Consider the following 22,043-nt stretch of genomic DNA (forward strand, 5'->3'; position numbering starts at 1 on the left):
CGATTCCCCGCCGAGGAGGTGCCGTCGTGGCCGGTCGGCGCGCCCCCACCGCCGTCGTGCTGGCGATGGTGATCTGCGGCCTGGTCGTCGCCGCCTCGCTCACCGGCGCCGCCGTGCTGCGGGTCCGCGCCGCGCCTGCCAACGCCACCCCGGGCACGACCTCGGAGACCACCACGTCGACCACCGCGGTCACCTGCCGCCGCGATCCGTGCAGGCTGCTCGGCACGGCGACCGTGGGTGGCACCGTGGTCGAGCTGATCGGCGACTCCGGCCTGGTGTCCGGCCGGGTCCGCATCGGCAGCCCCGGCACCCAGCAGGTCATCGAGATGACCATCACCGACCTCGGCGTCTACCTCGACGACCAGTCCCTGGAGTGCGCCCCCGGCGCGGTCTCCGCCTGCCTGGTCCGCGGCTCCGGCGACAAGGGCACCGCAGGCCAGGTCGTCGTCGGCCGCTCCGACAAGTGGAGCGCCCAGGGCCGCGCCTTCTTCTCCGAAGCCAACTACCTCAGCCTCGCCAACGTCGACGGCGACTCCGCCCCCGAGGTCATCGCCGTCCAACTGGACTGCGCCACCGGCGCCGACTGCTCCAAACGCCCCGTCTACGCCCAGGTCTTCGGCCTCGGCGGCCAGGAGTTGGGCTGCACCCGCCTCTACCCCCGGATCGACCAACTCCCCGGCTACCCCACCATCCTCCCCACCGCCACCCAACTCCGCGACTGCCCGTAGACGACGCCGCCCAGCTTCGCGACTTTCCGTATACCTCGGCGGAGGGTTAACTCGGCGGTTCGTGGCCCAGACGGTCACTCAGGTTCCGCGACCGTATGTGAACGTTAAGCGCCATAGCCTCGCGGGTGGCTGCGGTCTCCGGCAGGCCACTTCGCGGGTGGCCTTGGACGCCGTGGGTCAGGCCGCAGACGACTGCGACCGCCCCTGGCTGTCAGGGGCGGCCGCAGTGTCTCTTGTGTCGCTGTGCTTATCGCGGTCGGTTCGTGCCGCCGTTGCTCGTTGCGCCGTCGATTCGCTGCTTTTCCGCTCGCGTCAGCAGCGAACCACCCGATCGAGTCGCCCACCCCGCCCCACCGGAGACCCGCCCCGGGGCCCGCCCGACCTTGATCAACTCGCGTGGTGGGGCCCACCCTCCCGGGGTCTGAGGTCCCACGTTCGAGCCTAGCGAAGTCGGGGGTTTGTCAAGAGGGGCGCGGGGAGGCTGTGGATGGGGCGGGGGGTTGTGGACAAGTGCCGGGGCTAGGCGGTGACCAGGTCCTTGTCCTTGGGCTCCGGAGCCGGGGTGGGGGCGGGCTGGTCGTCGAGGAGCGGGGGGCCGCTGGGGGAGTTGAGGACCTCGTCGTCGAGGAGGTTCTCGCTGCGGGCCACCAGGACCGGGACGGTGATCTGGCCCGCGACGTTGGTGGCGGTGCGGATCATGTCCAGGATCGGGTCGACCCCGTAGACGATCGCGACGCCGGTGGCCACGACCTCCGGGGGCAGGCCGATGGTGCTCAGCGTCAGGGTCAGCATGGTGAACCAGCCCGTGGTGCCCGCGGTGGCGAACGCGCCGAACACCGCGACGGCCACGATGCCGACGTACTGCCAGAAGCTCAGGCTCACCCCGAACAGGTTCGCGATGAAGATCGTCGCGATGGCCGGGTACAGCGCCGCGCAGCCGTCCATCTTGGTCGTGGTGCCCAGCGGGACCGCGAACCCGGCGTACCCGGGCTCCACGCCGAGGTTCACCGCCGTCTGCCTGCTCAGCGGCAGCGTCGCGCCCGACGAGCGGGACACGAACGCGAACTGCAGCGCCGTCCACGACTTCGCGAAGAACGTGCGCGGGCTGACCTTGCCGACCACCCGCAGCAGCACCGGGTAGACCACGAACAGCACCAGCAGCGCGGCGATGTACACGGCGGCGATCAACGACAGCAGCGGCTTGAAGAACTGGTTGCCGTAGGTGGCGAACGCGGTGCCGATCAGCCCCAGCACACCGATCGGGGCCAACCGGATGATCCAGCCGAGGACCTTCTGGATGATGTCGAACGCCGCCTGGTTGAACGCGACGAACGGCGCCGCCCGGTCGCCGAGCACGAAGGTCGCGATCCCGACGAGCACCGCGACGAACACGACCTGCAGCACCTCGCCGTTGCTGAACGCGGTGAACAGGTTGTCCGGCACCAGACCGTTGAGCACGGTCAGCCAGTCGCCCTGCGCGCGGTCGGCCAGGCGCTTGACGGTCGCCTCGCTCGGCTGGACGCTGACACCCTTGCCGGCGCCGGAGATCAGCCCGACGGCGATGCCGATGAGCACGGCGATGAGCGAGGTGATCCCGAACCACAGCAGCGTCTTGCCGCCGAGCCGGGCCGCGGTGCGCCCGCCACCGAGGCCGCGCAGGCTGGTGACGCCGACGACGATCGCGGTGAACACCAACGGGATCACGGTGAACTGGAGCAGGCTGGTGAAGATGTTGCCGATGGTCTTGAGCGTGGTGGTCAACCACGCGGTCTCGGTCTGCTTGGCCACGAAGCCGAGCAGCGCGCCGAGCACGAGGCCCGCGAGCACGGCCAGTCCGAAGTAGAGGGTGCGCCGGTTTGTCCTGGTGGACACGTCGGTGGACATGGGGACTCCAGGGGGATGGGGAGAGGAGAGAGTTGGGGTGGCTCCTAACCTCGACACAGCGCGCTGGCCTGCCGCCGGAGATCGACGTGCAGGCGCTCGGTCAGCGCTGGTGAGTACCTCATCACCGCGATCCAACCAGCCGGTCGGGGGGAAACTTCCCCTCTCACCCGGAGAGCGGCATCACTCCCACCAGATGGAACAACCCCTGGTCACCAGGAGGTACGGCCTTGCCTCATGTGGTGGACCGCCACAGCTCGGTGACGCTGACCCCGACCTCGGCCAGCAACCGCCGCGTCAACGGCAGGCTGATCCCGACGACACTGGACGCGTTTCCCTCGATGCTGTCCACGAACCACCCACCGAGCCCGTCGATGGTGAACGCCCCCGCGACCGCCAGCGGTTCCCCTGACGCGACATAGGCATCGATCTCGTCCTGAGTCGGCGCGGAGAACCGGATGGTGGTCGCCTCCACCCCCGTCGCACTCCCGACGACCTCACCACCGACGACCCGCAGCACGGCGTGCCCGGTGAGCAACACCCCGGTCCCACCCGCCAACTTCCCCCACCGCTCCCGCGCCCGCTCCGCGGTCCCCGGCTTCCCGACCAACTCCCCGTCGAAGTGCAACATCGAGTCGCACCCCACCACCACGGCATCGTCCCCAGCCGCGACCACCGTCCGAGCCTTCGCCTCGGCCAACACCCCCACCACCCGCTCCGGCGTCGGATCCACCACCCCCGCCGCCACCGCGTCCTCATCAACCCCGGACACCCGAACCACCGGATCAACCCCCGCAGCCCGAAGAACCCCAAACCGAGCAGGCGACTGCGACGCAAGAATGAACTCCACGCCCCGCAGGCTAGCCGCCCCGCTCTTACCCCACCCCACCGCTCCGCGCGCGCCCGCGGTCCCACCCCAACCCGGCCCCCACCCTCTCCGGGGGGCGTCCCTGGGCCAGTCTACCGGCACCCCCCGACAGTGGATCTTGATACGACCCCCGCAGAGATCCACATGTGGATAACTTCTGTCACCCGCAAGCATGAAATCGGGGGACCGCTGGGGAAGGCATTGCCTGGTGGCGGGCATGGTCGCCACCAGGCAATGGGTCGTGGGGCCAAGTCGGGGGCGTGGGTGATCGACTCGCGCGCCAAACAACGGCAACTAGTCCACAGTGGACTAAAGAGAACCGACCAGGGGGAGGCGGAGGGTGGTCTTGCTGAGGTCGATCGTCAGTTTGGGGTTGGTGCCCGCGGAGCTGATGAAGGAGGTGTCGGTGCTGCCGATGACCAGGGCGAGGCGGTGGCCCGCGGGGATGAGCTGGTCGGTGGAGGCCAGGTTGAAGGTGATCGTGTACGGGGTGCCCGCGGTGAGGGTGCGGCGGGTGTCGAGGCCCGCGTAGTGGCCGAGGTCCGCCCAGCCGCGGGCGATGATGTTCTGGGAGACGGTCGTGGTGTTCGCGGCCGTGTCGAGGTAGCAGGCGCTGTCGCCGGTGGTGCTTTCGCCCCAGCAGGAGCGGGTGGTGAGGTTGCGGATGCCCTCGCCGGTGGTGCGGTAGTTGCGGATTGTCGCCGAGCCGTAGTCGACCAGCACCGCCGACAGCCGCGCCGCGCTCTGCGACGGGGTAGCCGTGACGGTGATCTGCGTGGTCCCGGAAATACGCACGTCATCCCGCAGCGCGTCGGTCCGGTAGATCACCCGCGCCGAGGACGTGGTGGTCGGATTGTTGATCCAGTCGTACGAGCTCGTGCGGTTGTCGGTCAGGCTCGCGGTCGACCCGGCGGGCGGCGCGGTGGTGCCCAGCGTGCCCACCCCGGCGGTGGTGCCGGGCCGCGGCCGCACCGTGGTCGGCGACACGGCCAGCGGCCACGACGCGTCGTCCTTCCACACGTCCGGCTTCTGCTCCACAGTGGACGCGGGCTCGCGCTCGATCCCGTTGTCGATCCCCAGCAGGTAGTGGTCGAACCACCGGTGCAGCGTGTCCACCCACACCGAGCGGCGGAAGTCGAACGGGTCGACGTGGCCGGTCTGCGAGAGCCAGATCTTGCGCTCGACCCGCGCGGGCAGCGCGTTCCACCACTGGCCGAAGTTGATCGTCTTCACGTTGAGGTCGTTGAGCCCGTGCACCGCGAACACGCTTGCCTTCACGTTCGCGGCGTTGACGACGTAGTCCCGCTCGCGGTACATGGCGGTGTAGTCGCCGCTAGAGGGCGACCCGGAAGTCAAAGTTGTCTTGACCGACCCGCAGTTTGCGGCGCCTGCCGAGTTCTCCACCACCTGTGCGAGACCGGCAGGGCTGCCGCTCGTGAAGGTAGCGCCCGACGCGCGGTAGTAGTCGTACCAGGAGCTGATCGCGCCGATGGGCACGATGGTCTTGAGCCCGTCGACGCCGGTAGCGGCAACGCCGTTCGCGATGGTGCCGTCCCACGACTTGCCGATCATCCCGACAGCGCCGGTCGACCAGCTCGCGGTCGCGGTAGTGCTACCTGTCGCGGACGTGTAGCCGCTCGCGCGGCCGTTGAGCCAATCTACGACCGACTTCGCCGAGGCAATCTCAGAGCGCCCGCCCACGTCAACGCAGCCGTTAGAGCGGGCTGTGCCGGAAAGGTCAACGAGCGCGACAGCGTAACCGCGCGGCACGAAGTAGTTGTCGTAGTGCAGCGGGAACTGCACCGGCTTACCGGCGCTGTCGTACGTCTTCTTCTGGCTCTCGTTACCCCGCCCAAGCGTGGAGTAATAAGGGCTCGCGTCCATGATTACCGGAACGCGGCCGGTCGCCTCGCGCGGGCGGATGATGTCGGTGGCGACCCGCACTCGGGAACCATTCGGCGCTGTTAGACCTGTGTCGACCCAAACGGTCTCACGCACGGCGTTCGCGTAAGAGTAGATGGGATCGCTACGCAGCGCGGCAGGCGCTACCGGTGCTGCCGACGCGGGGACCGTGGTGGCGCCAAGTCCCGCGATAACAGCAACGGCCGTGGTGAGCAAGGATCGCCGTATAGCCATGTGTGCAGACGCTACGGTCCGACCCGTTCGCTGGGCAGCCCCGAGTTTTTCGCGTTACCAGTTGGCGATGTCCGAATGCCCGCCGCGCACACCATCCCCAGGATGAGGACCACAACCGGCAACACCAGCGTCGCCTTGGCCGCGTTGGTGAACCCGAGGTGGAACGCGTCCGTGGCCAGTTCGCGCACCTTCTCGACCACCGCGGGCGACCAGTCCGACGGGACGGCCGGGCCCTCGCCGCCGAACTGGCTCGCGGTCTGCGCGGCGGCGGTGATCCGCTCGACGAACTCGTCCACGTAGCGCGGCGGCAGGAACTTTGCGTACTCCCGCGCCGCCTGCGGGACCGCGAAACCGAGCCCGACCTGCAGCAGCAGTCCGGTGGTCGCACTGCCAAGCACCCCGCCGACCTGCCGCGACGTGTTGAACACCCCGGAGGCGGCGCCGATCAGGTGCGGCGGCATCCCGAGCGTCGCCGACGCGGTCAACGGGGAGAACACCAGCCCGATGCCCAGCCCGGCGACCACCAGCCCCGGGACGAGGATGAGCGGCTCGGTGTCCGGCTCGGCGAGCAGCGCGAGCACCACGGTCCCGGCAGCCAATCCGCCGAGGCCGGTCATGATCAGCGTCCGCCCCGGCACCCGCGACCGCCCGGCCACCCAGGCCGCGCCGCCCGCCGCCACGGCCATCGGGGCGCACAGCAGGCTCGACGCGACCGGGTCCAGGCCCAGCACCGACTGCACGTAGATGACCAGCGGCAGGAACATCCCGGTCGTGGCGAACCCCAGCGCGGCGTGCGTCAGGTTGGCGTAGCTGAAGATCGGGTTGTCGAACAGCCCGCGCGGCAGCAGCGGGTCGCGGGCGCGCCGCTGGTAGACGGTGAACCCGCCGATGAGCGCCAGCCCGATCCCGATCACCGGCAGCACGCCGACCGGTCCGACGATCGTCCCCCAGTGGTAGTGCTGGCCGTTCTGCAGCCCGAACACCAGCAGCCCGAGCCCCGCCGACGCCAGCAGCGCGCCGGTCGTGTCCAGCCGCACCCGCCCGGCCGGTCGCCAGTCCGGCAGCAGCCAGACCCCCAGCACCAGCCCGACCGCCCCGATCGGCAGGTTCAGCAGGAAGATCCACTGCCAGCCGACGTGCTGCACCAGCAGCCCGCCGACCACCGGCCCGGTGATCGTCGCGACCCCCGCGACCGCACCCCACACCGCGATCGGCGCGCCGCGCTTCTCCGGCGGGAACAGCCCGGTGATGAACGAGAGCGTCTGCGGGGTCATCGCCGCCGCGCCGAGCCCCTGCACCGCCCGCGCCGCGATCAGCGACCCGGCCGAAGTCGACAGTCCACACCAGAGCGACGCGCCGAGGAACAACACCAGGCCGAAGACCAGCACCCGCTTGGGCCCGAACCGGTCCCCGAGCCGCCCGGTCAGCAGCAGCGGCACCGTGTTGGCCAGCAGGTACACGCTGTTGACCCAGATCACCTGGTTCAGCGTGGCGTCCAGGCTCCCCAGCATCGCCGGGATGGCCACGGTGACGATGGTGGAGTCGAGCATGACCATGAAGAAGCACGCGCACAGCGCCGCAAGCGCCACCCACGGGCCGCGCACCCCACCGCTCATCTACCCAACTCCAGCCCCGGACCCCGCCACCCGGGCCACCGCCCATGAGCCTAAGGCCCGGCTTTCCCCCGGTTCGGCCCGCCCGGGGGAGCGACCTCAAGATCAAACCGCGCTGAGCGGCCCCCGACTCACAGCCTATCGAGGGTCATGAGCCGAGCAGGCAGTCACGCCGTGGCGCTGTGGACAACTCGGGCCCATGTGGATCGAGCTACCGGGGGAGGCCGGAACTGCGCCAGGCGCCCGGGCCGTGGGGCAATGGGCGACGGACCAGTGAGCTCTTGTCTGACCACGCGCTTGTCGACAAAGGAGCCGGGGGTTCCGCGGGGGCGCTAGCGGCAGCCGCTACCACTACCGTCAGCGCCGCCAACTCGGCTGCGTCAGGGTTACCTCGGACGACACGGAGTACGGGTTCAGGGCTCACGGTTGCTCCTCTACAGGGGGATGTTGCCGTGCTTCTTCGGGGGAAGAGTCTCGCGCTTGTCCGCAAGCAACCGGAGCGCACGCGCGATGTAGCCACGAGTGTGCGAAGGCGGGATTACCGAGTCCACGTAGCCCCGCTCCGCCGCGACGTACGGGTTCAGCAGGGTGTCCTCGTACTCGCGGTCCAGCTTCGCGCGTAGTGCGTCCACGTCCTCGCCCGCGTCTAGAGCGGCCTTCAACGTCTTGCGGTGGAGGATGTTCGACGCCCCGGAAGCACCCATGACGGCGATCTGCGCGGTAGGCCACGCGAGGTTGATGTCCGCGCCGAGGTGCTTGGAGCCCATGACGTCGTAAGCGCCGCCGTATGCCTTGCGCGTGATGACCGTGACTAGAGGGACGGTGGCCTCGGCGTAGGCGTAGATGAGCTTGGCGCCGCGGCGGATGATGCCGTCGAACTCCTGGTCGGTGCCCGGGAGGAAGCCCGGGACGTCGACGAAGGTCAGGACCGGGATGTTGAACGCGTCGCAGGTGCGGACGAACCGGGCCGCCTTCTCGGAGGCGTCGATGTCCAGGCAGCCCGCGAACTGGGTCGGCTGATTGGCCACGACGCCGACGCTGCGGCCCTCGACGCGGCCGAAGCCGACCACGATGTTGGGCGCGAACAGCGGGTGGACCTCCAGGAACTCGCCCTCGTCGACGACCCGGGTGATGACCTCGTGGATGTCGTAGGGCTGGTTCGCCGAGTCCGGGATCAGGGTGTCGAGCTCGCGGTCGCCGTCGGTGAGGTCCTCGGTGACCGGGGCGTCGGCGGTGAACCCGGGGAACACCGGCGGCTCGGACAGGTTGTTCGACGGCAGGTACGAGAGCAGTTCCTTGACGTAGGCGATCGCGTCGTCCTCGTCGGCGCCCATGTAGTGCGCGACGCCGGACTTGGTGTTGTGCGTGCGCGCGCCACCCAGCTCCTCCAGCGTCACCTCCTCGCCGGTGACCGTCTTGACCACGTCCGGGCCGGTGATGAACATCTGCGAGGTCTGGTCGACCATCACGATGAAGTCGGTCAGCGCGGGCGAGTACACGTGCCCGCCCGCGTTCGCGCCCATGATCAGCGAGATCTGCGGGATGACCCCGGAGGCCAGGGTGTTGCGGCGGAAGATCTCGCCGTAGAGGCCGAGGGAGACCACGCCCTCCTGGATCCGCGCGCCGCCGCCCTCGTTGATGCCCACGATCGGCCGGCCGGTCTTGATCGCCAGGTCCATCACCTTGACGATCTTCTCCCCGTACACCTGGCCGAGCGACCCGCCGAACACGGTGACGTCCTGGCTGAACACGCACACCGGGCGGCCGTCGACGGTGCCGTAGCCGGTGACCACGCCGTCGCCGTAGGGCCGGTTCTTCTCCAGGCCGAAGTTCGTCGACCGGTGCCGCGCCAGCTCGTCGAGCTCGATGAAGCTACCCGGGTCGAGCAGCGCGTCGATCCGCTCGCGCGCGGTCTTCTTGCCCTTGGCGTGCTGCTTCTCGACCGCGCGAGCCGAGCCTGCGTGGACGGCCTCGTCGTAGCGCCGGTACAGGTCGGCGAGCTTGCCTGCCGTGGTGTGTGTGTCCGGCTCGCCCGTCGGCTCGGTCGCGCTGCTCATGGCCCGGCAGCCTAGCGACCGAGAGGTGAAACCAGGGGCGAGGCGTAGGGCACACCACAGGCCTCTTGACCTCTACCGAGGTTGAGATCGCAGAGTCTTATCCGCCGCCCCCACCCGGTCGTTCCGCTCCGACCGGCCGGGTCAGGGGGTCGGCTCTACTCTTGGGCGCATGGCAGCTCTAGACGCCGAGGCACTGCGCGCCGCCTTGCACGGCACCTACGCCGCGGTGGACGTGGTCGACTCAACCGGCTCCACCAACGCGGACCTCGTCGCAGCGGCAGGTAGCGCCGCCGACCGGACGGTGCTCATCGCCGAGCAGCAGACCGCCGGACGCGGTAGGCGTGCCCGGGACTGGGTCTCCCCTCCCGCCACTGGGCTCTACCTGAGCGTCTTGCTCCGGCCAGAGGGTGTCCCGGTGTCCCGGTACGGCTCTCTCTCCCTGGTCGCAGGGGTCGCCCTGATCCGCACCGCGCGCCACGCCGGGGTCATCGCCTCACTCAAATGGCCTAACGACTTGCTCGCTGGCGTCAACATGGCCAAGTGCGCCGGGGTCCTCGCCGAGGCCACCCCGAACGCGGTCGTCGTCGGCGTCGGGCTCAACGTCGCCGCGCTGCCCGGTGAGGTCCCGGTCGGCCCAGGTGGGCTGCCCGCGACGTCCCTGGCCCAAGAGGGCGGTAGCGGCGACCGCACCGAGGTCGCGATCGCGCTGCTGCGGGCGTTCGCCGAGGCCGAGCGGTCTTGGCGCGGCGCACAGGGCGATCTGGTCACCTCCGGCCTGCTCACCGAGTACCGCGGCAGCTGCGCAACTCTGGGCCAACGCATCCGGGTAGAGCTACCTGACGGGTCGAACCTGCAGGGCCTCGCGACCGATGTCGACGGTGAGGGCCGACTGGTCGTTGATGTGAACGGCACCGCGCGCACGCTGTCCGCAGGCGACGTCGTCCACGTGCGCCCGGGGACGTGATCGCGGAGTTCACCACTCCGCACTCCCACGGGGTCCCGGCCCGAGTACGGTAGCCGCGTCACCAGTGATGATCGGGAGGACACCGTGGCATACCCCGATGACGTGCTCAGCGAAGGCGAGCAGGTCGTGCTCCACCGGCACCCGCACTGGAAGATGCTGCTGCTGCCGTACGTGATCCTGCTGCTGACCCTCACCGCGGGCATCTGGCTCGCCGTGCTGGCGCAGGACCTGTCCTGGGCGATGGTCGCCTACATCATCCTCGGCGCGGTCGCGCTGGTGCTGATCATCTGGGGCTTCCTCGCGCCGTTCGTGCGGTGGCGGACCACCCACTTCATCGTGACCACCGACCGGGTGATGTTCCGGATGGGCGTGGTCAAGCGCACCGGCATCGACATCCCGCTGGCCAGGATCAGCAGCGTCCGGTTCGAGCACGGGCTGGTCGACCGGATCGTCGGCTGCGGCACCCTGATCATCGAGTCCAGCTCCCAGGAGCCGCTCGAGTTCGACGACATCCCCAACGTCGAGAAGGTGCACACCCTGCTCTACCGCGAGGTGAACGACAACCCGTACGACGACTTCGGCCGTGCGCCCCGCGAGGACGACCGCCGCGGCGCCGTGCGCGAGGAGTACCGCGGTCCGCGGGAAGGTGACTACCCCGAGCAGGGACGGCGCTGACGTGGGTGCCCGTGAGGTAGGCCTACCGGCGACGGTCAAGGCCAACGGACTCCCCGAGCGCGTCACCATCTGGGAGGTGGGCGCGCGCGACGGACTGCAGAACGAGTCCACGGTCGTGCCGGTCGACGTGAAGCTGGAGTTCCTGGCCCGCCTGGCTGACGCGGGCTTGGGCGTCCTGGAGGCGACGAGCTTCGTGCACCCCAAGTGGGTCCCCCAGCTCGCTGACGCCGAAGAGCTGCTGGCAGGCCTGACCAAGGTCGACGGTGTCTCTTACCCCGTCCTCGTGCCGAACGAGCGAGGCCTGGACCGGGCTCTAGCCGCAGGCGTGCAGCACATCGCGATCTTCGGTAGCGCTACCGAGACCTTCGCCAAGCGCAACCTCAACCGCACCCTGGACGAACAGTTCGGCATGTTCGACCCGGTCGTCACGCGCGCCCGCGCCGAGGGCTTGGACGTGCGCGCCTACGTGTCGATGTGCTTCGGCGACCCGTGGGAGGGCGCCGTTGCCGCCGACCAGGTCGCTTCGGTAGGCAAGCGCCTGATGGACATGGGCTGCTCGCAGCTGTCCCTCGGCGACACCATCGGCGTCGCCACCCCCGGCCAGGTCGAGTCCGTCATCGCCGCCACCTCGAGCGTCGGGGTCCCGATCGGCGACATCGCGGTTCACTTCCACGACACCTACGGCCAGGCCCTGTCGAACACCCTCGCCGCGCTGCGGTTGGGCGTCACCACGGTCGACTCGTCCGCGGGCGGCCTCGGCGGTTGCCCCTACGCCGAGTCGGCCACCGGCAACCTCGCCACCGAGGACCTGGTGTGGATGCTCGACGGCCTCGGCGTCCAGACCGGCGTCGACCTGGACAAGCTCGCCGACACCAGCGCGTGGATGGCGGGCCGGCTGGGCAGGCCCGCGCCGTCGCGGGTGGTCCAGGCGCTGCGCGGGTGACACGCCGTTGACAGGCCGCCACGCTCGGTGAGACGTTGGGCGGGGAGGTTCGACGATGGCCGCCAGCCCCTTGCCCACGTGGTCCCCGTCCGCCCACGGCGCGCTCTACGACCTGTGTCTTGGTCCTAGTCACCACATCGGCGCGTGGCTGGCCACTGACGACCACACCGGAACCCCCTGGCAGTGGCTCGACTGGGCCCAGGAGCGCGTCGTCGGCCAGGTCGCCGACCTGCTCGGGGTCCGCGCGGGCGACCACGTCCTGGACATCGGCTTCGGTTCCGGTGCCGCCCCGGTGCGGATGGCGGCGACCAGGGACATCCGGATCACCGGCTGCTCGGCCAACCCGGTCGAGGTCAGCACCGCCGCCGACCTGCGCACCTCCACTGTCCACTTCGAACACGCGGGTGCTCGGCTGCCCTACCCGGACGCCGCGTTCGACGGCGTCTGGGTCAAGGAGAGCGTCGAGCAGCTGCCGGAGGCGCGGCGGGTGCTCCGGCCCGGAGGGCGCGCTGTGATCACCGTCCCCGTCCCCGACCTGCACGGGCTCGTGGACGCCGTGCACGACACCGGACTGCGGGTCGAACGTGTGCGCGACCTCGGCGCGGGACCGCGGGTCGGCCGCACGTGGGACATGTGGGCGCAGTTGTTCCAAGAGCACCACCTGGCGCTGTTCGACCGCTACGGTGCGGAAGGGGTCGTGGCCATGGACAACGGCATCACCGTGCTGCTGTCGGTGGTCACCGGCGAGCTGAACTGCGCCGTCGCGGTGGCGCACAACGGCTGAACCGCAACGCGGGGACCGGCTCCGGCGACTACTCGGGTGGGGTTGGCGTGATCATCGAGCGGAGTGGGAACCTGGCGCGGGCGGGTCGCGTCCAACGCGAGCCCGGTGGCTGCCGATAAGCTGAGGAGGTCGTGGTGACCGATCACCGAGCCCAGGTCGAGGACCTCCTCGCCGACTACCGGCGGGGGCGGGACCAGCTCGCCGAGGTGCACCGGGCGTTGTCGGCGATCAGTGAATCCGCCACTAGTGACTGCGGCGTGGTTACCGCGACCGTGTCCGCCCAAGGCGCCCTCACCGCGTTAGACCTACGCGACGACGCTTACCGCGTGTACCGGCCCGCGGATCTTGCCGCCGTGATCGTGCGCACCGCCGCCGTTGCCGACGCTAGAGCCGCCAGCGCGGCAGGACACGCCGTTGCCCCTGTCTTGCCCTCTGGCACCGACCCGGAAGCTCTACTGCGGGGAACCGCGGACCTGCACCGCGCGGAGATAACGCCGCCGGTCGTAGAGGACAGCTACGAGAACGTGGCCTGGCTTGAGCCGGACGCGGGGAGGCCGTGATGGACAGGTTCCAGGTAGACAGCGACCGGCTCGCGCACCGCGCCGGGCAATTCGACGGCCTGGCCTCCCGCGTCGGTGGCATCCACCGCGAACTGGCCGACCAGGTCAGCTCGGCGGGCGCGTGCTGGGGCGGCGACGACATCGGGTTGCGTTTCTCCTCGACCCACGCCGGGCCCGCGCACGAGACGCTGCAAGCGCTCGGCGCGCTCCCCGGCAAGCTCGACGACGTAGGCGACCGCTTCCGCGAGACCGCCCGCGCCTACCGGCACACCGACGACCACAACGCAGGCGTGCTCGACGCCTAGGGGGACGTGATGGGGATCCAGTTGCCCGCCGAGCTGGCCGGTGTCGCGGCCAAGGTCGGTGTCCGCTGGCCGCAGGCCGACGAGGACAAGATGCTCGTCTCCGCGAAGGCGTGGCGGCACGCGGGCACCCAGGTGGCCGCGCTCGCCGGTGACGCTGACAGCGCCGCGCACGCCGCGTTGTCAGCGTTCGAAGGTGACTCCGCCGACGCCGCCGCGCGGTACTGGGCCCGGTTCGTCAAGGCCGACAACGGCCACCTCACCGCCACCGTGAAGGGCTGCAACGCCGCGGCCGACCGGTTGGAGCACGCCGCCGAGGAGATCGGCGCGGCCAAGGTGAAGATCCTGCGCAAGCTGTTCGCGCTGGCCAAGAACCTGGACGCGATCGACGCCGCCACCGCCGCGGGCAACGAGAACGCCCGGCTGAACCTGGACTGGTTGATCCAGGGCACCGCCGCCAACGTCGCGCACATCCGCAACTCGCTGCTCAACACCGTCAGTCAGCCGGGTACCAGCGTCCACTTCGCCAACGACCTGGTCAACGACAGCCCCGGCGCCATCGGGTCCGGCCTCGGGCTCGGCGGCCTGCTCTCCACCGTCCTCACCCCGCTCACGAAGATCGTCAAGGACATCCCCGGGCAGGTCGGCCACGTCGTCCGGGGCGTCATCGACGGCGCGGGCGAGACGCTCAACGGCATCACCAAGCCGGTCGCGGGGCTCAAGGACGCGATCTCCACCGCGCCCGTGCTCAAGCCGGTGCAGGACGCGGTCACCAACCCGGGCGCGGTCATTCCCCCGGTGGCGCCGGTGGTCGACCCGATCGTGCACACGCCGCCCGCCGCGCAGACACCACCGGTGACGCTCCCCGGGGTCCAGCCGCCCTCGGTGACGCTGCCGGAGATCCCCGGTCAGGCGCCGCCGCCACTGCCCGTGGTCACCCAGCCGACCCCGCACATCGGCGTGCCCACCGATGTCGTCCAGGCCGCCTCCGCCGCCGTCATCGACGCGCCCAGCCAGGTCTCGTCCCCCGTCGGCCAGCAGCCGGGTTCCTCCTCCGGTGGTGTGCCGGTCGGTGGCGTCAACCAGGGCGGCACCACGTCCGCGCCGCCGTCGGGCACCCCGGGGGGCGGCAGGCTCTCCGGCGTGAGCCCGGGTGGGCTCCCCGCGCTCGGTGGCGTCCCGACCGCGTCCAGCCCCTCCGTCGCGCCCCGTCCGGCCGCCCCGGGGCTCGTTCCCGGCGTGCCCGCGCAGAACGCCGGGGGCAACAAGCAGCTGGCTCCGCCGCCGCAGCAGAAGCCGCAGCCGGTCCGGTCCGAGCCGGGCGCCAAGGCAGCCGAGCAAGCGGCCAAGACCGGTGAGACGTCGCGTTCGCAGCCCGGCGCCAAGGGCGCCAACATCGCCGCCCGCGTCGGCGACCCGACCAGTCGGCCGTTGGGCGACCCCGGCGGGAAGATCTCCGAGGCGCCGAAGTCCGCGCCCAGGTCCGGGGAGCCCGGCGCGAAGGGGCAACCGGGCGCGCGCCTGGCCGACCTGACCGCGAAGACCGTCGACTCCCAGCCGGGGCGCATCGCCGAAGCACTGCAAACCGGCAAGCCCGGTGACACGGCGAAGCCCGGCGACACTGCTAAGAGCGCTGACGGGGCTAAGACCGCTGACGGCGCCAAGGCAGACGCGGGCAAGCCGGGGCCGGGCAGGCTTACCGGCGTCGCACCGCAGCCGGACCAGTCGCTCCCCGCGCCCGACCACAGCGACAACGGCACCGACAAGCGAGAGCAGTCCGATAGCGCCACCGTGATGGCCGTGGCCGTCGGTGTTCCCGGCCTGCGGTCGGACAACAAGCCCCAGCCGAGCAAGTTCCTGGCGCAGATGTTCCCCGAGGGGCACCTGCCGGTCAGGTCGAGCAAGCCCGCGCAGCAGATCCCGCCGCCGCCCGAGGCTGTCGACTTCGCGGCTGGTCTGCGCTTCCCGCCCGGCGACCACCCCAGGTCCGACCTGGCAGACAACGCCACCCCCGTGCAGCACGCCACCCCGTCGCGCGGCCGCACGGCGCCAGACCTACTGCACGCGTACGACCCGCTCGGTGGGCTTAACGAGCGCGACTGGGACCACCGGTTCCTCGTCCGCCCGTTCGACCCCAGCACGCGGCGCACCACCGAGTACGCGTGGCCGACCAGTGAGCTGTTCCCGGAAGGGGGGTCCGCGCCAGGTGAGGCTGTCGTGCTCCCCGAGGGCACACTGATTGACCGGTTCGGTACGTCTAACGGCCGCGTCTTCAGCGCCGACGGCACCCGGTTCGCCCGCCGCGCGCTCCCCCCGCTGCACGCGGGGTCCGGCTACCGGCGCTACCGCGTGCTCCAGCCGCTACCGGTGTGGCGGACCCTGTCGGCGCCGTGGTTCGGACAGCCGGGCGGCGGTGAGCGCTACCGCGCCACCCACTCCGCGGCCGAACTCGTCGCCCTCGGTCTGCTGGAGGAGACCCCGTGAACATCGAGACCATCGCTGGCCTGCTCGCCGCGATTGGCATACCGGCCGAGTTCGTGTCCATCGGCGAAGAGTCCGACAACGCCTGGTGCCTGCTCCACCACCCCGACCAGGGCAGCTGGGAAGTCTTCTGGCGCGAGCAGGGCAACCGGTACGACTGGGCGAACTTCACCAACGAGCAGGTGGCCTGCCACTACCTCTTCGGCAGGCTCACCTGGTCGCAGGTCGTGCGCGGTGTTGTCGGGGTCCTACCGGTCACCGAGAAGGCTTAGCGCTGCCTCGTGCAGGTGGCCGTTAGAGGTCAGGACAGAGCCGCCGTCGAACCGGTTCGCCCCGCTCAGGTCCGTGAACCCGCCCCCGGCCTCCTCCACCAGCACCTGGAGCGGCGCGACGTCCCACGGGTTCACGATCGCCTCCGCCGCGAGGTCGATCGCGCCCTCCGCGACCAGGCAGTGCTGCCAGAAGTCACCGAACGCCCGGGACTCCCAGCACGCGTCGAGCAGCGCCAGGTAGCGCTCACGCGAGTGGTACTTGACCCACGAACCCAGGTGCGTGGTGGACAGGTAGGCGTCTTCGAGCGACCGCACCCCTGAAACCGAGATCCGTTCGGCCGCCCCACCACCACGGCTCACCCACGCGCCCTCACCGCGCGCGGCCCACCACCGGCTACCGAGCGCGGGCGCGCTAACCACGCCTACTTGCGGCACACCGTCGACGACCAGCGCGATCAACGTCGCCCACGCGGGTACCCCGCGCAGGAAGTTCTTGGTGCCGTCGATCGGGTCCAGAACCCAGGTCCGACCAGCGCGGATGTCCCCGCCTCGCTCCTCACCGGCCACGCTGTCGGCGGGCAGGGACTCGGCGAGCAGGGCCCGCACGGCGTCCTCGACGGCGGTGTCCGCGTCGGTCACCGGAGTCCGGTCCGGCTTGCGCTCCACCAGCAGATCGATGGCCTGGAAGCGGTCCCGGGTGATCGCGTCGGCCGCGTCGGCCAACCGCAGGGCGAAATTGAGGTCGTCGCTTGACACGGGCGCGATCGTGTCACGCCTACTCTGGAGCACGTGAGCGTGGTACTGCTGGCCGAGGACGACGCGGCGATCGCGGACCCCCTCTCGCGTGCACTGCACCGAGAGGGCTATGAGGTGCGGGTTGTCGGAGACGGCCACGCCGCGCTGGAGGTGGCCTCCACCGGCCACCCCGACCTGCTCGTCCTCGACCTCGGGCTGCCCGGGATCGATGGACTCGACGTCTGCAGGCGGTTACGCGCCGCGGGCCGCGGGATACCGGTGCTGATGCTGACCGCCCGCGCCGACGAGGTCGACTTCGTCGTCGGCCTGGACGCGGGCGCCGACGACTACGTGGCCAAGCCGTTCCGGCTGGCCGAGCTGCTGGCCAGGATCCGGGCCCTGCTGCGCAGGCAGGCACCGGGGGCCATCGACGTCAACGGCGTGCGGATGGACCTCGCCGCCCGCGTGGTGACCGTCGACGGCACCGAGATCACCCTGGCCAACAAGGAGTTCGAGCTGCTTCGGGTGCTGATCCAGCGCGCGGGCCAGGTCGTGACCAGGGAGGAGATCCTCACCGAGGTGTGGAGCGATCCCGAGCTCAAGACCAGCAAGACCCTGGACATGCACATGTCCTGGTTGCGCCGCAAGCTCGGTGAGGGCGGGCCGCGCTCCACCGAGCGGCGCATCGCCACCGTGCGCGGTGTCGGCTTCCGGTTCAACGCCGAATAGCCGTGCGCCGCCGCATCCTGCTCGCCATCCTGCTCGCGGTGACCATCACCGCGTGCGCGCTGGGCATCCCGCTCGGCCTCACGGCGCTGCAGGTCGTGGAGAAGCTGACCAGGGAGGACCTGGCCGTCCGGGCCCAGCAGGTCACCGCGACGCTCGACGACGAGATCGCCAACGGCAAGCAGGTGGACCTGACCAAGGTGCTCCTGGCGGTGCCGACCGGCGGCAGGCTCACGGTGAAGATCCCCGGTGAGGGCACACGCGTCCTGGGCTCTCTTGGCCCGGACCCGGTCGAGGACGTGGTGGCCGAAGAGGCGCCGATGTCGCGGCAGGGCACTGTGCTGCTGGAGATCGACGCTGGGCCTATGCGCACCAGGCAGACCCAGGTCGCTGCCTTGGTCGCCTTGGTGGTGGTGCTAACCGTCGCGGTTGGCACTGTCGTCGCCATGGTTACCGCGCGCAGGTTGGCTAGACCGCTGCGTCACGTCGCGGAGCGGGCCACGAAACTCGGTGCTGGAGACTTCCGGCTCGACCGCTCCCGCTACGACCTCTACGAGCTAGACATGGTCGCGGAGGCTCTAGACGCATCCGCGACCGCGCTGGCCCAGCTCGTGCAGCGGGAACGAGATCTCGTAGGAGACGTCTCGCACCAGCTGCGCAGCAGGCTCACCGCGCTCCAGTTGCGCCTGGAGGCGTTGACCATGGTGCAAGACACGGACGCGGCGGCTGAGGCGAGCGAGGCCCTCAACCAGGCCGAACGCCTCGCCGACGTGCTCGACGAGCTGCTCGCCGCCGCCCGCGAGGCCCGCGCCGTCGACGCCGAACCGGTCGACCTCGCCAGGGAACTCACCGCCATCGCCAACGAGTGGCGCGAGATGCTGCGCTCCGAGGGCCGCACGCTGCGGATGAAGCTCACGCCCGGCCTGATGGCCAGGGTCACCCCGGCGCGGCTGCGCGAGACCATCGGCGTGCTCCTGGAGAACGCCCTGCGGCACGGCGGCGGCACCGTGGCCCTGTCCTCGCGCGCGGGGGAGTCCGTCGGCGGCGAGACCGTGGTCATCGAGGTCTCCGACGGGGGCGCGGGCGTGCCGGACGAACTGGCCCAGCACATCTTCGACCGGGGCGTGTCCGGCGGCGGGTCGACCGGCCTCGGGCTCGCGTTGGCCAGGGCCCTGGTCGAGTCCGACGGCGGCAGGTTGGAGCTGTCCACGGCCCGACCGGCCACGTTCACCGTGTTCCTGCCGGTGCCCAAGGCGGGCAACATCCCCGGTCTGCGCTGGCCGACCGAGCGGTCACCGCGCTAGGCGGCCTGCTCGTCCTCGTCGGTCGGCACCACGCGCAGCGGCCGGACCCGGCCCTCGGCCTCGGGGAACACCCACTTCTTGAACGCCCACCAGCGGAACACCATCGCGATCAGGGTGCCCAGGATGATGCCGAAGCCGAAGTCGGCGATCTCCTGGGTCAGCAGCGTCACGTGCGGGACCTCGAGGTCGAACAGGTACCGCGACACCCACAGCGGCAGCGCGTTGAGGCCGACGCCGATCCCGCTGATCAGGAAGAACAGCGCGGCCTCGTGCGGGCGCTCCCGGCCGCCGCGGTCGCGGAAGGACCACTCGCGGTTGAGGATGTACGACACGATGGTCGCGATGATGACGGCCACGATCAGGGCGGTCACCGGGTTGCGGTTGAGCACGGTGAGCTTGAGCGCGTAGTTGACCGCGTTGGTCACGACGAAGCACACACCGCCGACCACCGCGAACTTGAGCATCTCCCGGTGCTTGATCAGCAACGACCGCACCGGCTGGGGCAAGCGGGCCAGCACCGTGTCCACGAAGGCCATGGCGGCGAAGTCTATCCGCCCAGTTCGCGGGGGGCCCGGCAACCGGGGTGGGTAGTCGCGTCGGTCACTGTTCAGCAGTCCCAGTTCCACCGGTTCGGCCGCGAAAGTCCGATTTGCAGGCAGATCTGGAGCAGTGGCCGGTCCGTTGGCTTCGTCGTCGCCGGTGGTTTCGGCTTCGTCGTTGTTGTGGGCTTAGGGGGCGTAGGCAGGGTTGCCGTCGGCGGCGTGGTTGTCGTTGTTGTGCCGGTGGTCGTCGGCGGGTTCGTGGTGGTGGTGGTGGGCGGCGACGTCGGCTTGGTGGGCTGCGGGGCCGTAGTCGTCGGCTTGGGGTCCGGGCGCGGGATGTGTTCGCAGCAGATCGGCCACCACGGGAGTCGGAGCGTCACGCTGTCGGTAGCGGTACCGAGCGCCGCTGTGACTGTCAGCTTCCGGTTCTCCCTCAGGCGCCCGCGGGTCTCCGCGACCACCTTCAGCTGCTCGCCCGGCCGGAGCGAGGCAGTGCTCACGCAGTTCAGGAAGGCCTCTGCTTCCGTGCAGACGACCTCGCGGTCCGACGTCACGAAGTGGGCCTTGCGGTCGAACGTGACCGCGACCGGCTTGGAGCTCTCACCGGTGTTGGTCGCCCACGCCGCTACGCGTACCTCGCGTCCCCAGGGCAAGAGCCGTTCGACGAGGCCTTGGTCGTCTATGGCGGCGGTGAGGTCAACGCCGTCAGGTAGCGGTGTCACCTCGATGCCGATGGTGAACGGCACTTCGATCTGCGCGCCCGCGGTCAGCGTCCCCGAGATCTGCGCGGTGAGCTGGGCGTCGTCGGCCACCAAGCGGTACACCAGGGTGACGGTCTCGCCGGGGTTGAGCCCTCTGCCGGTGCCGCACACGACCCGTCCGGTGCCCGCGGGGCAGTCGACGGTGGTGGCCTGCGCGTTGAGACGCAGCAGCGGGGGCGCCGACAGCCGGTTAGGGGACACGGCTCGCACACCCGTGGGGAGAGGTAGGACTGCCACGACGGGCTCCGAGACAGCGTCACCGGAGTTCGTCACGGTGATGGGCACCTCGGTCGGTGCACCTGGGGTGAGAGAGACCGGACCACCTGGGCCTGACGCCGACAGGTTGGGGCGGGTAGGCGGCTGTGGCGGTTCCGGCGGAGGAGTGGTCGTAGTAGTAGGCGCAGGCGTTGTGGTGGTGGGCTGCGGCGTTGTGGGTTCTGTCGTCGTCGTGGGCGCCGGGGTTGTCGGCTCGGTGGTCGGCTCCGGAGTGGTCGGTTCCGGTTCCGCCGGCGTGACGGGAGGCGTCTGCGGCGCGGGGGAGTTCGTCGTGCGGGGGGCTGTGGTCGTCGTCGGCACGGTCGCCGTCGCCGCTGCCGGGACCTGGTTGTTGTTGGGAGCGGCTACGAGCCCAACGGCCACGGCAGCCACTAGAGCCGCACTCGACACCGCGACCGTCATGGCCTGCCGGGGGGCGCTCGTGATCGCGCTGAGCACACCGCCCCCGGTGGCACCGGTCGCTGCCGCACCGGCGCCCGCCACGGCCGTCGCCTTGGCCGCGCCGAGGTACCCGGCCACCGCCACCGGCCCCAGCACCAGCGGCGCGATGAACAGCCGCAGGCCGCTGTTGACGTCCGCCAGCTCCGCCGCGAGCGCCCGGCACCGGTCGCACTCGTCCAGGTGCGCCTCGACCTGGGCCTTCTCCCGCTTCGACAGGCCGCCGCGCACCCACGCGCCCAGCCGGTCCGCCGTCGCCCGGCAGCGCTGGTCGCCGGACTCGGCCAGGTGTACCTGCAGGTAGGCCTGCTTGAGGCCCTCCCTGGCGCGGTAGGCCAGCGCGGACACGCCGTTCGGGGTCAACCCGAGCAGCGGCGCGACCTCGGCCGGGGACTGGCCCTCGATCTCGGTGTGCCACAGCACCGCTTGCCACCGCTCCGGCAGCTTCCGGAACGCGCGCGCGGCCATCGACCGCTCAAGACCCGCGAGGGCCGTATCCGAGAACGGCACGCTTACCGCGTCCTGGTTGATACCGCTCACCTGGGACACGTCGTCGGAGAACTCGACCTTGCGGTCGCGGCGGGTCTTGTCGTAGGCGGTGTGCCTTAGCGCTGTCAGCAGGTACGCGCGGAACGCCGCATCGGGGCCGCGACCCTGCCGCAGCGTCTCAAGCACCTTCGCGAACGCCTCGGACACCAGGTCGTCGGCCTCGGTCTGCGAGCGCGCCAATTGCCTGGCCAGGTTGCGCGCGGCCGCGGAGTGGCGCTCGTAGAGCGAGCCGTACGCGGCGGCGTCGCCCGACCGCACCGCATCGATCAGCTCGGCGTCACTCGGGCCGTCGAACTCGGCCGGAACCGTCGGCACTGTGCTCCCCTCACCCGCTCCACCCCCGCGTCGCGACCAAGTGTGACTGACGCTCACCGTTACGTCACGCATCACTCACGCGGGGGAGATTGCTTCACGCACAATCGATTCACCCGTTTCGCGTCACAACCGC

21 protein-coding genes are annotated in these 22,043 nt (G+C 70.5%); 11 read left to right on the forward strand and 10 right to left on the reverse strand.

Features of this window, described 5'->3' with window-relative positions:
* The first annotated feature begins 26 nt into the window (after positions 1-26).
* Positions 27-728 carry a hypothetical protein gene (locus LV79_RS08875; RefSeq protein WP_253834014.1) on the forward strand — a complete coding sequence of 234 codons (702 nt, stop codon included), beginning with the start codon at positions 27-29 and terminating at the stop codon, positions 726-728.
* Between the two features lie 519 nt (positions 729-1,247).
* Here LV79_RS08875 and LV79_RS08880 read toward each other — a convergent pair.
* The 7 genes from LV79_RS08880 to LV79_RS08905 form a co-directional block, all read right to left on the reverse strand.
* Entirely contained in the window at positions 1,248-2,612 is a 1,365-nt protein-coding gene (locus LV79_RS08880) for a dicarboxylate/amino acid:cation symporter (RefSeq protein ID WP_253834016.1), read from the reverse strand.
* Between the two features lie 44 nt (positions 2,613-2,656).
* Positions 2,657-2,734 carry a putative leader peptide gene (locus LV79_RS34775; protein WP_372495334.1) on the reverse strand — a complete coding sequence of 26 codons (78 nt, stop codon included), beginning with the start codon at positions 2,732-2,734 and terminating at the stop codon, positions 2,657-2,659.
* Between the two features lie 110 nt (positions 2,735-2,844).
* Positions 2,845-3,459 carry a Maf family protein gene (locus LV79_RS08885; protein ID WP_253834018.1) on the reverse strand — a complete coding sequence of 205 codons (615 nt, stop codon included), beginning with the start codon at positions 3,457-3,459 and terminating at the stop codon, positions 2,845-2,847.
* A gap of 327 nt (positions 3,460-3,786) precedes the next feature.
* Complete coding sequence (locus LV79_RS08890) at positions 3,787-5,613, reverse strand: Xaa-Pro dipeptidyl-peptidase (protein WP_253834020.1); 1,827 nt, start codon at positions 5,611-5,613, stop codon at positions 3,787-3,789.
* An 11-nt stretch (positions 5,614-5,624) separates the two neighbouring features.
* The gene (locus tag LV79_RS08895; RefSeq protein ID WP_253834028.1) at positions 5,625-7,229 is read right to left on the reverse strand and encodes an MFS transporter; all 1,605 of its coding nucleotides are present in this window, start codon (positions 7,227-7,229) and stop codon (positions 5,625-5,627) included.
* Positions 7,230-7,437: 208 nt separating this feature from the next.
* The gene (locus LV79_RS08900; RefSeq protein ID WP_253834030.1) at positions 7,438-7,650 is read right to left on the reverse strand and encodes an acyl-CoA carboxylase subunit epsilon; all 213 of its coding nucleotides are present in this window, start codon (positions 7,648-7,650) and stop codon (positions 7,438-7,440) included.
* Between the two features lie 10 nt (positions 7,651-7,660).
* Positions 7,661-9,283, reverse strand: a complete 1,623-nt coding sequence (locus tag LV79_RS08905) for an acyl-CoA carboxylase subunit beta (protein ID WP_253834032.1) — start codon at positions 9,281-9,283, stop codon at positions 7,661-7,663.
* A gap of 169 nt (positions 9,284-9,452) precedes the next feature.
* Between LV79_RS08905 and LV79_RS08910 the strand changes: the two genes are divergently transcribed.
* The 8 genes from LV79_RS08910 to LV79_RS08945 all read left to right on the forward strand — a co-directional run bounded on the left by LV79_RS08910 (position 9,453) and on the right by LV79_RS08945 (position 16,264).
* Positions 9,453-10,247 (forward strand): biotin--[acetyl-CoA-carboxylase] ligase, encoded by a 795-nt coding sequence (locus tag LV79_RS08910; protein WP_253834033.1) that lies wholly within the window; start codon positions 9,453-9,455, stop codon positions 10,245-10,247.
* Between the two features lie 84 nt (positions 10,248-10,331).
* Positions 10,332-10,922 carry a PH domain-containing protein gene (locus LV79_RS08915; protein ID WP_253834034.1) on the forward strand — a complete coding sequence of 197 codons (591 nt, stop codon included), beginning with the start codon at positions 10,332-10,334 and terminating at the stop codon, positions 10,920-10,922.
* Position 10,923: 1 nt separating this feature from the next.
* A complete protein-coding gene (locus LV79_RS08920; RefSeq protein WP_253834035.1) occupies positions 10,924-11,865 on the forward strand; it encodes a hydroxymethylglutaryl-CoA lyase in 942 nt (313 codons plus the stop codon).
* Positions 11,866-11,920: 55 nt separating this feature from the next.
* Positions 11,921-12,649 (forward strand): SAM-dependent methyltransferase, encoded by a 729-nt coding sequence (locus LV79_RS08925; protein WP_253834036.1) that lies wholly within the window; start codon positions 11,921-11,923, stop codon positions 12,647-12,649.
* Between the two features lie 134 nt (positions 12,650-12,783).
* A complete protein-coding gene (locus LV79_RS08930; protein ID WP_253834037.1) occupies positions 12,784-13,209 on the forward strand; it encodes a YbaB/EbfC family nucleoid-associated protein in 426 nt (141 codons plus the stop codon).
* Positions 13,209-13,514 carry a WXG100 family type VII secretion target gene (locus tag LV79_RS08935; RefSeq protein WP_253834038.1) on the forward strand — a complete coding sequence of 102 codons (306 nt, stop codon included), beginning with the start codon at positions 13,209-13,211 and terminating at the stop codon, positions 13,512-13,514. Before LV79_RS08930 ends, LV79_RS08935 begins: the two co-directional genes overlap by 1 nt.
* A gap of 9 nt (positions 13,515-13,523) precedes the next feature.
* On the forward strand, positions 13,524-15,995 hold the full coding sequence (locus LV79_RS08940) for a glycohydrolase toxin TNT-related protein (protein WP_253834039.1): 2,472 nt from the start codon (positions 13,524-13,526) through the stop codon (positions 15,993-15,995).
* Positions 15,992-16,264, forward strand: coding sequence for a hypothetical protein (locus LV79_RS08945; RefSeq protein WP_253834041.1), 273 nt, complete (start codon positions 15,992-15,994; stop codon positions 16,262-16,264). Before LV79_RS08940 ends, LV79_RS08945 begins: the two co-directional genes overlap by 4 nt.
* Here LV79_RS08945 and hisN read toward each other — a convergent pair.
* On the reverse strand, positions 16,241-17,020 hold the full coding sequence (gene hisN / locus LV79_RS08950; RefSeq protein WP_253834043.1) for a histidinol-phosphatase: 780 nt from the start codon (positions 17,018-17,020) through the stop codon (positions 16,241-16,243). The two genes, LV79_RS08945 and hisN, sit on opposite strands and share 24 nt — an antisense overlap.
* A 39-nt stretch (positions 17,021-17,059) precedes the next feature.
* Between hisN and LV79_RS08955 the strand changes: the two genes are divergently transcribed.
* Both LV79_RS08955 and LV79_RS08960 read left to right on the forward strand, forming a co-directional pair.
* Positions 17,060-17,728: a response regulator transcription factor gene (locus tag LV79_RS08955; protein ID WP_092778371.1), complete on the forward strand. Its 669-nt coding sequence runs from the start codon at positions 17,060-17,062 to the stop codon at positions 17,726-17,728.
* A gap of 2 nt (positions 17,729-17,730) precedes the next feature.
* Positions 17,731-19,029, forward strand: coding sequence for a sensor histidine kinase (locus tag LV79_RS08960; RefSeq protein ID WP_253834045.1), 1,299 nt, complete (start codon positions 17,731-17,733; stop codon positions 19,027-19,029).
* On the opposite strand, the gene LV79_RS08965 is transcribed toward LV79_RS08960, so the two are convergent.
* Complete coding sequence (locus LV79_RS08965) at positions 19,026-19,565, reverse strand: GtrA family protein (protein WP_253834047.1); 540 nt, start codon at positions 19,563-19,565, stop codon at positions 19,026-19,028. The two genes, LV79_RS08960 and LV79_RS08965, sit on opposite strands and share 4 nt — an antisense overlap.
* A 71-nt stretch (positions 19,566-19,636) precedes the next feature.
* Positions 19,637-21,910: a sigma-70 family RNA polymerase sigma factor gene (locus LV79_RS33760; protein WP_285469433.1), complete on the reverse strand. Its 2,274-nt coding sequence runs from the start codon at positions 21,908-21,910 to the stop codon at positions 19,637-19,639.
* Between the last annotated feature and the right edge of the window lie 133 nt (positions 21,911-22,043).

The sequence above is a fragment of the Actinokineospora globicatena genome, assembly GCF_024171945.1.
Classification (GTDB): Bacteria; Actinomycetota; Actinomycetes; order Mycobacteriales; family Pseudonocardiaceae; genus Actinokineospora; species Actinokineospora globicatena.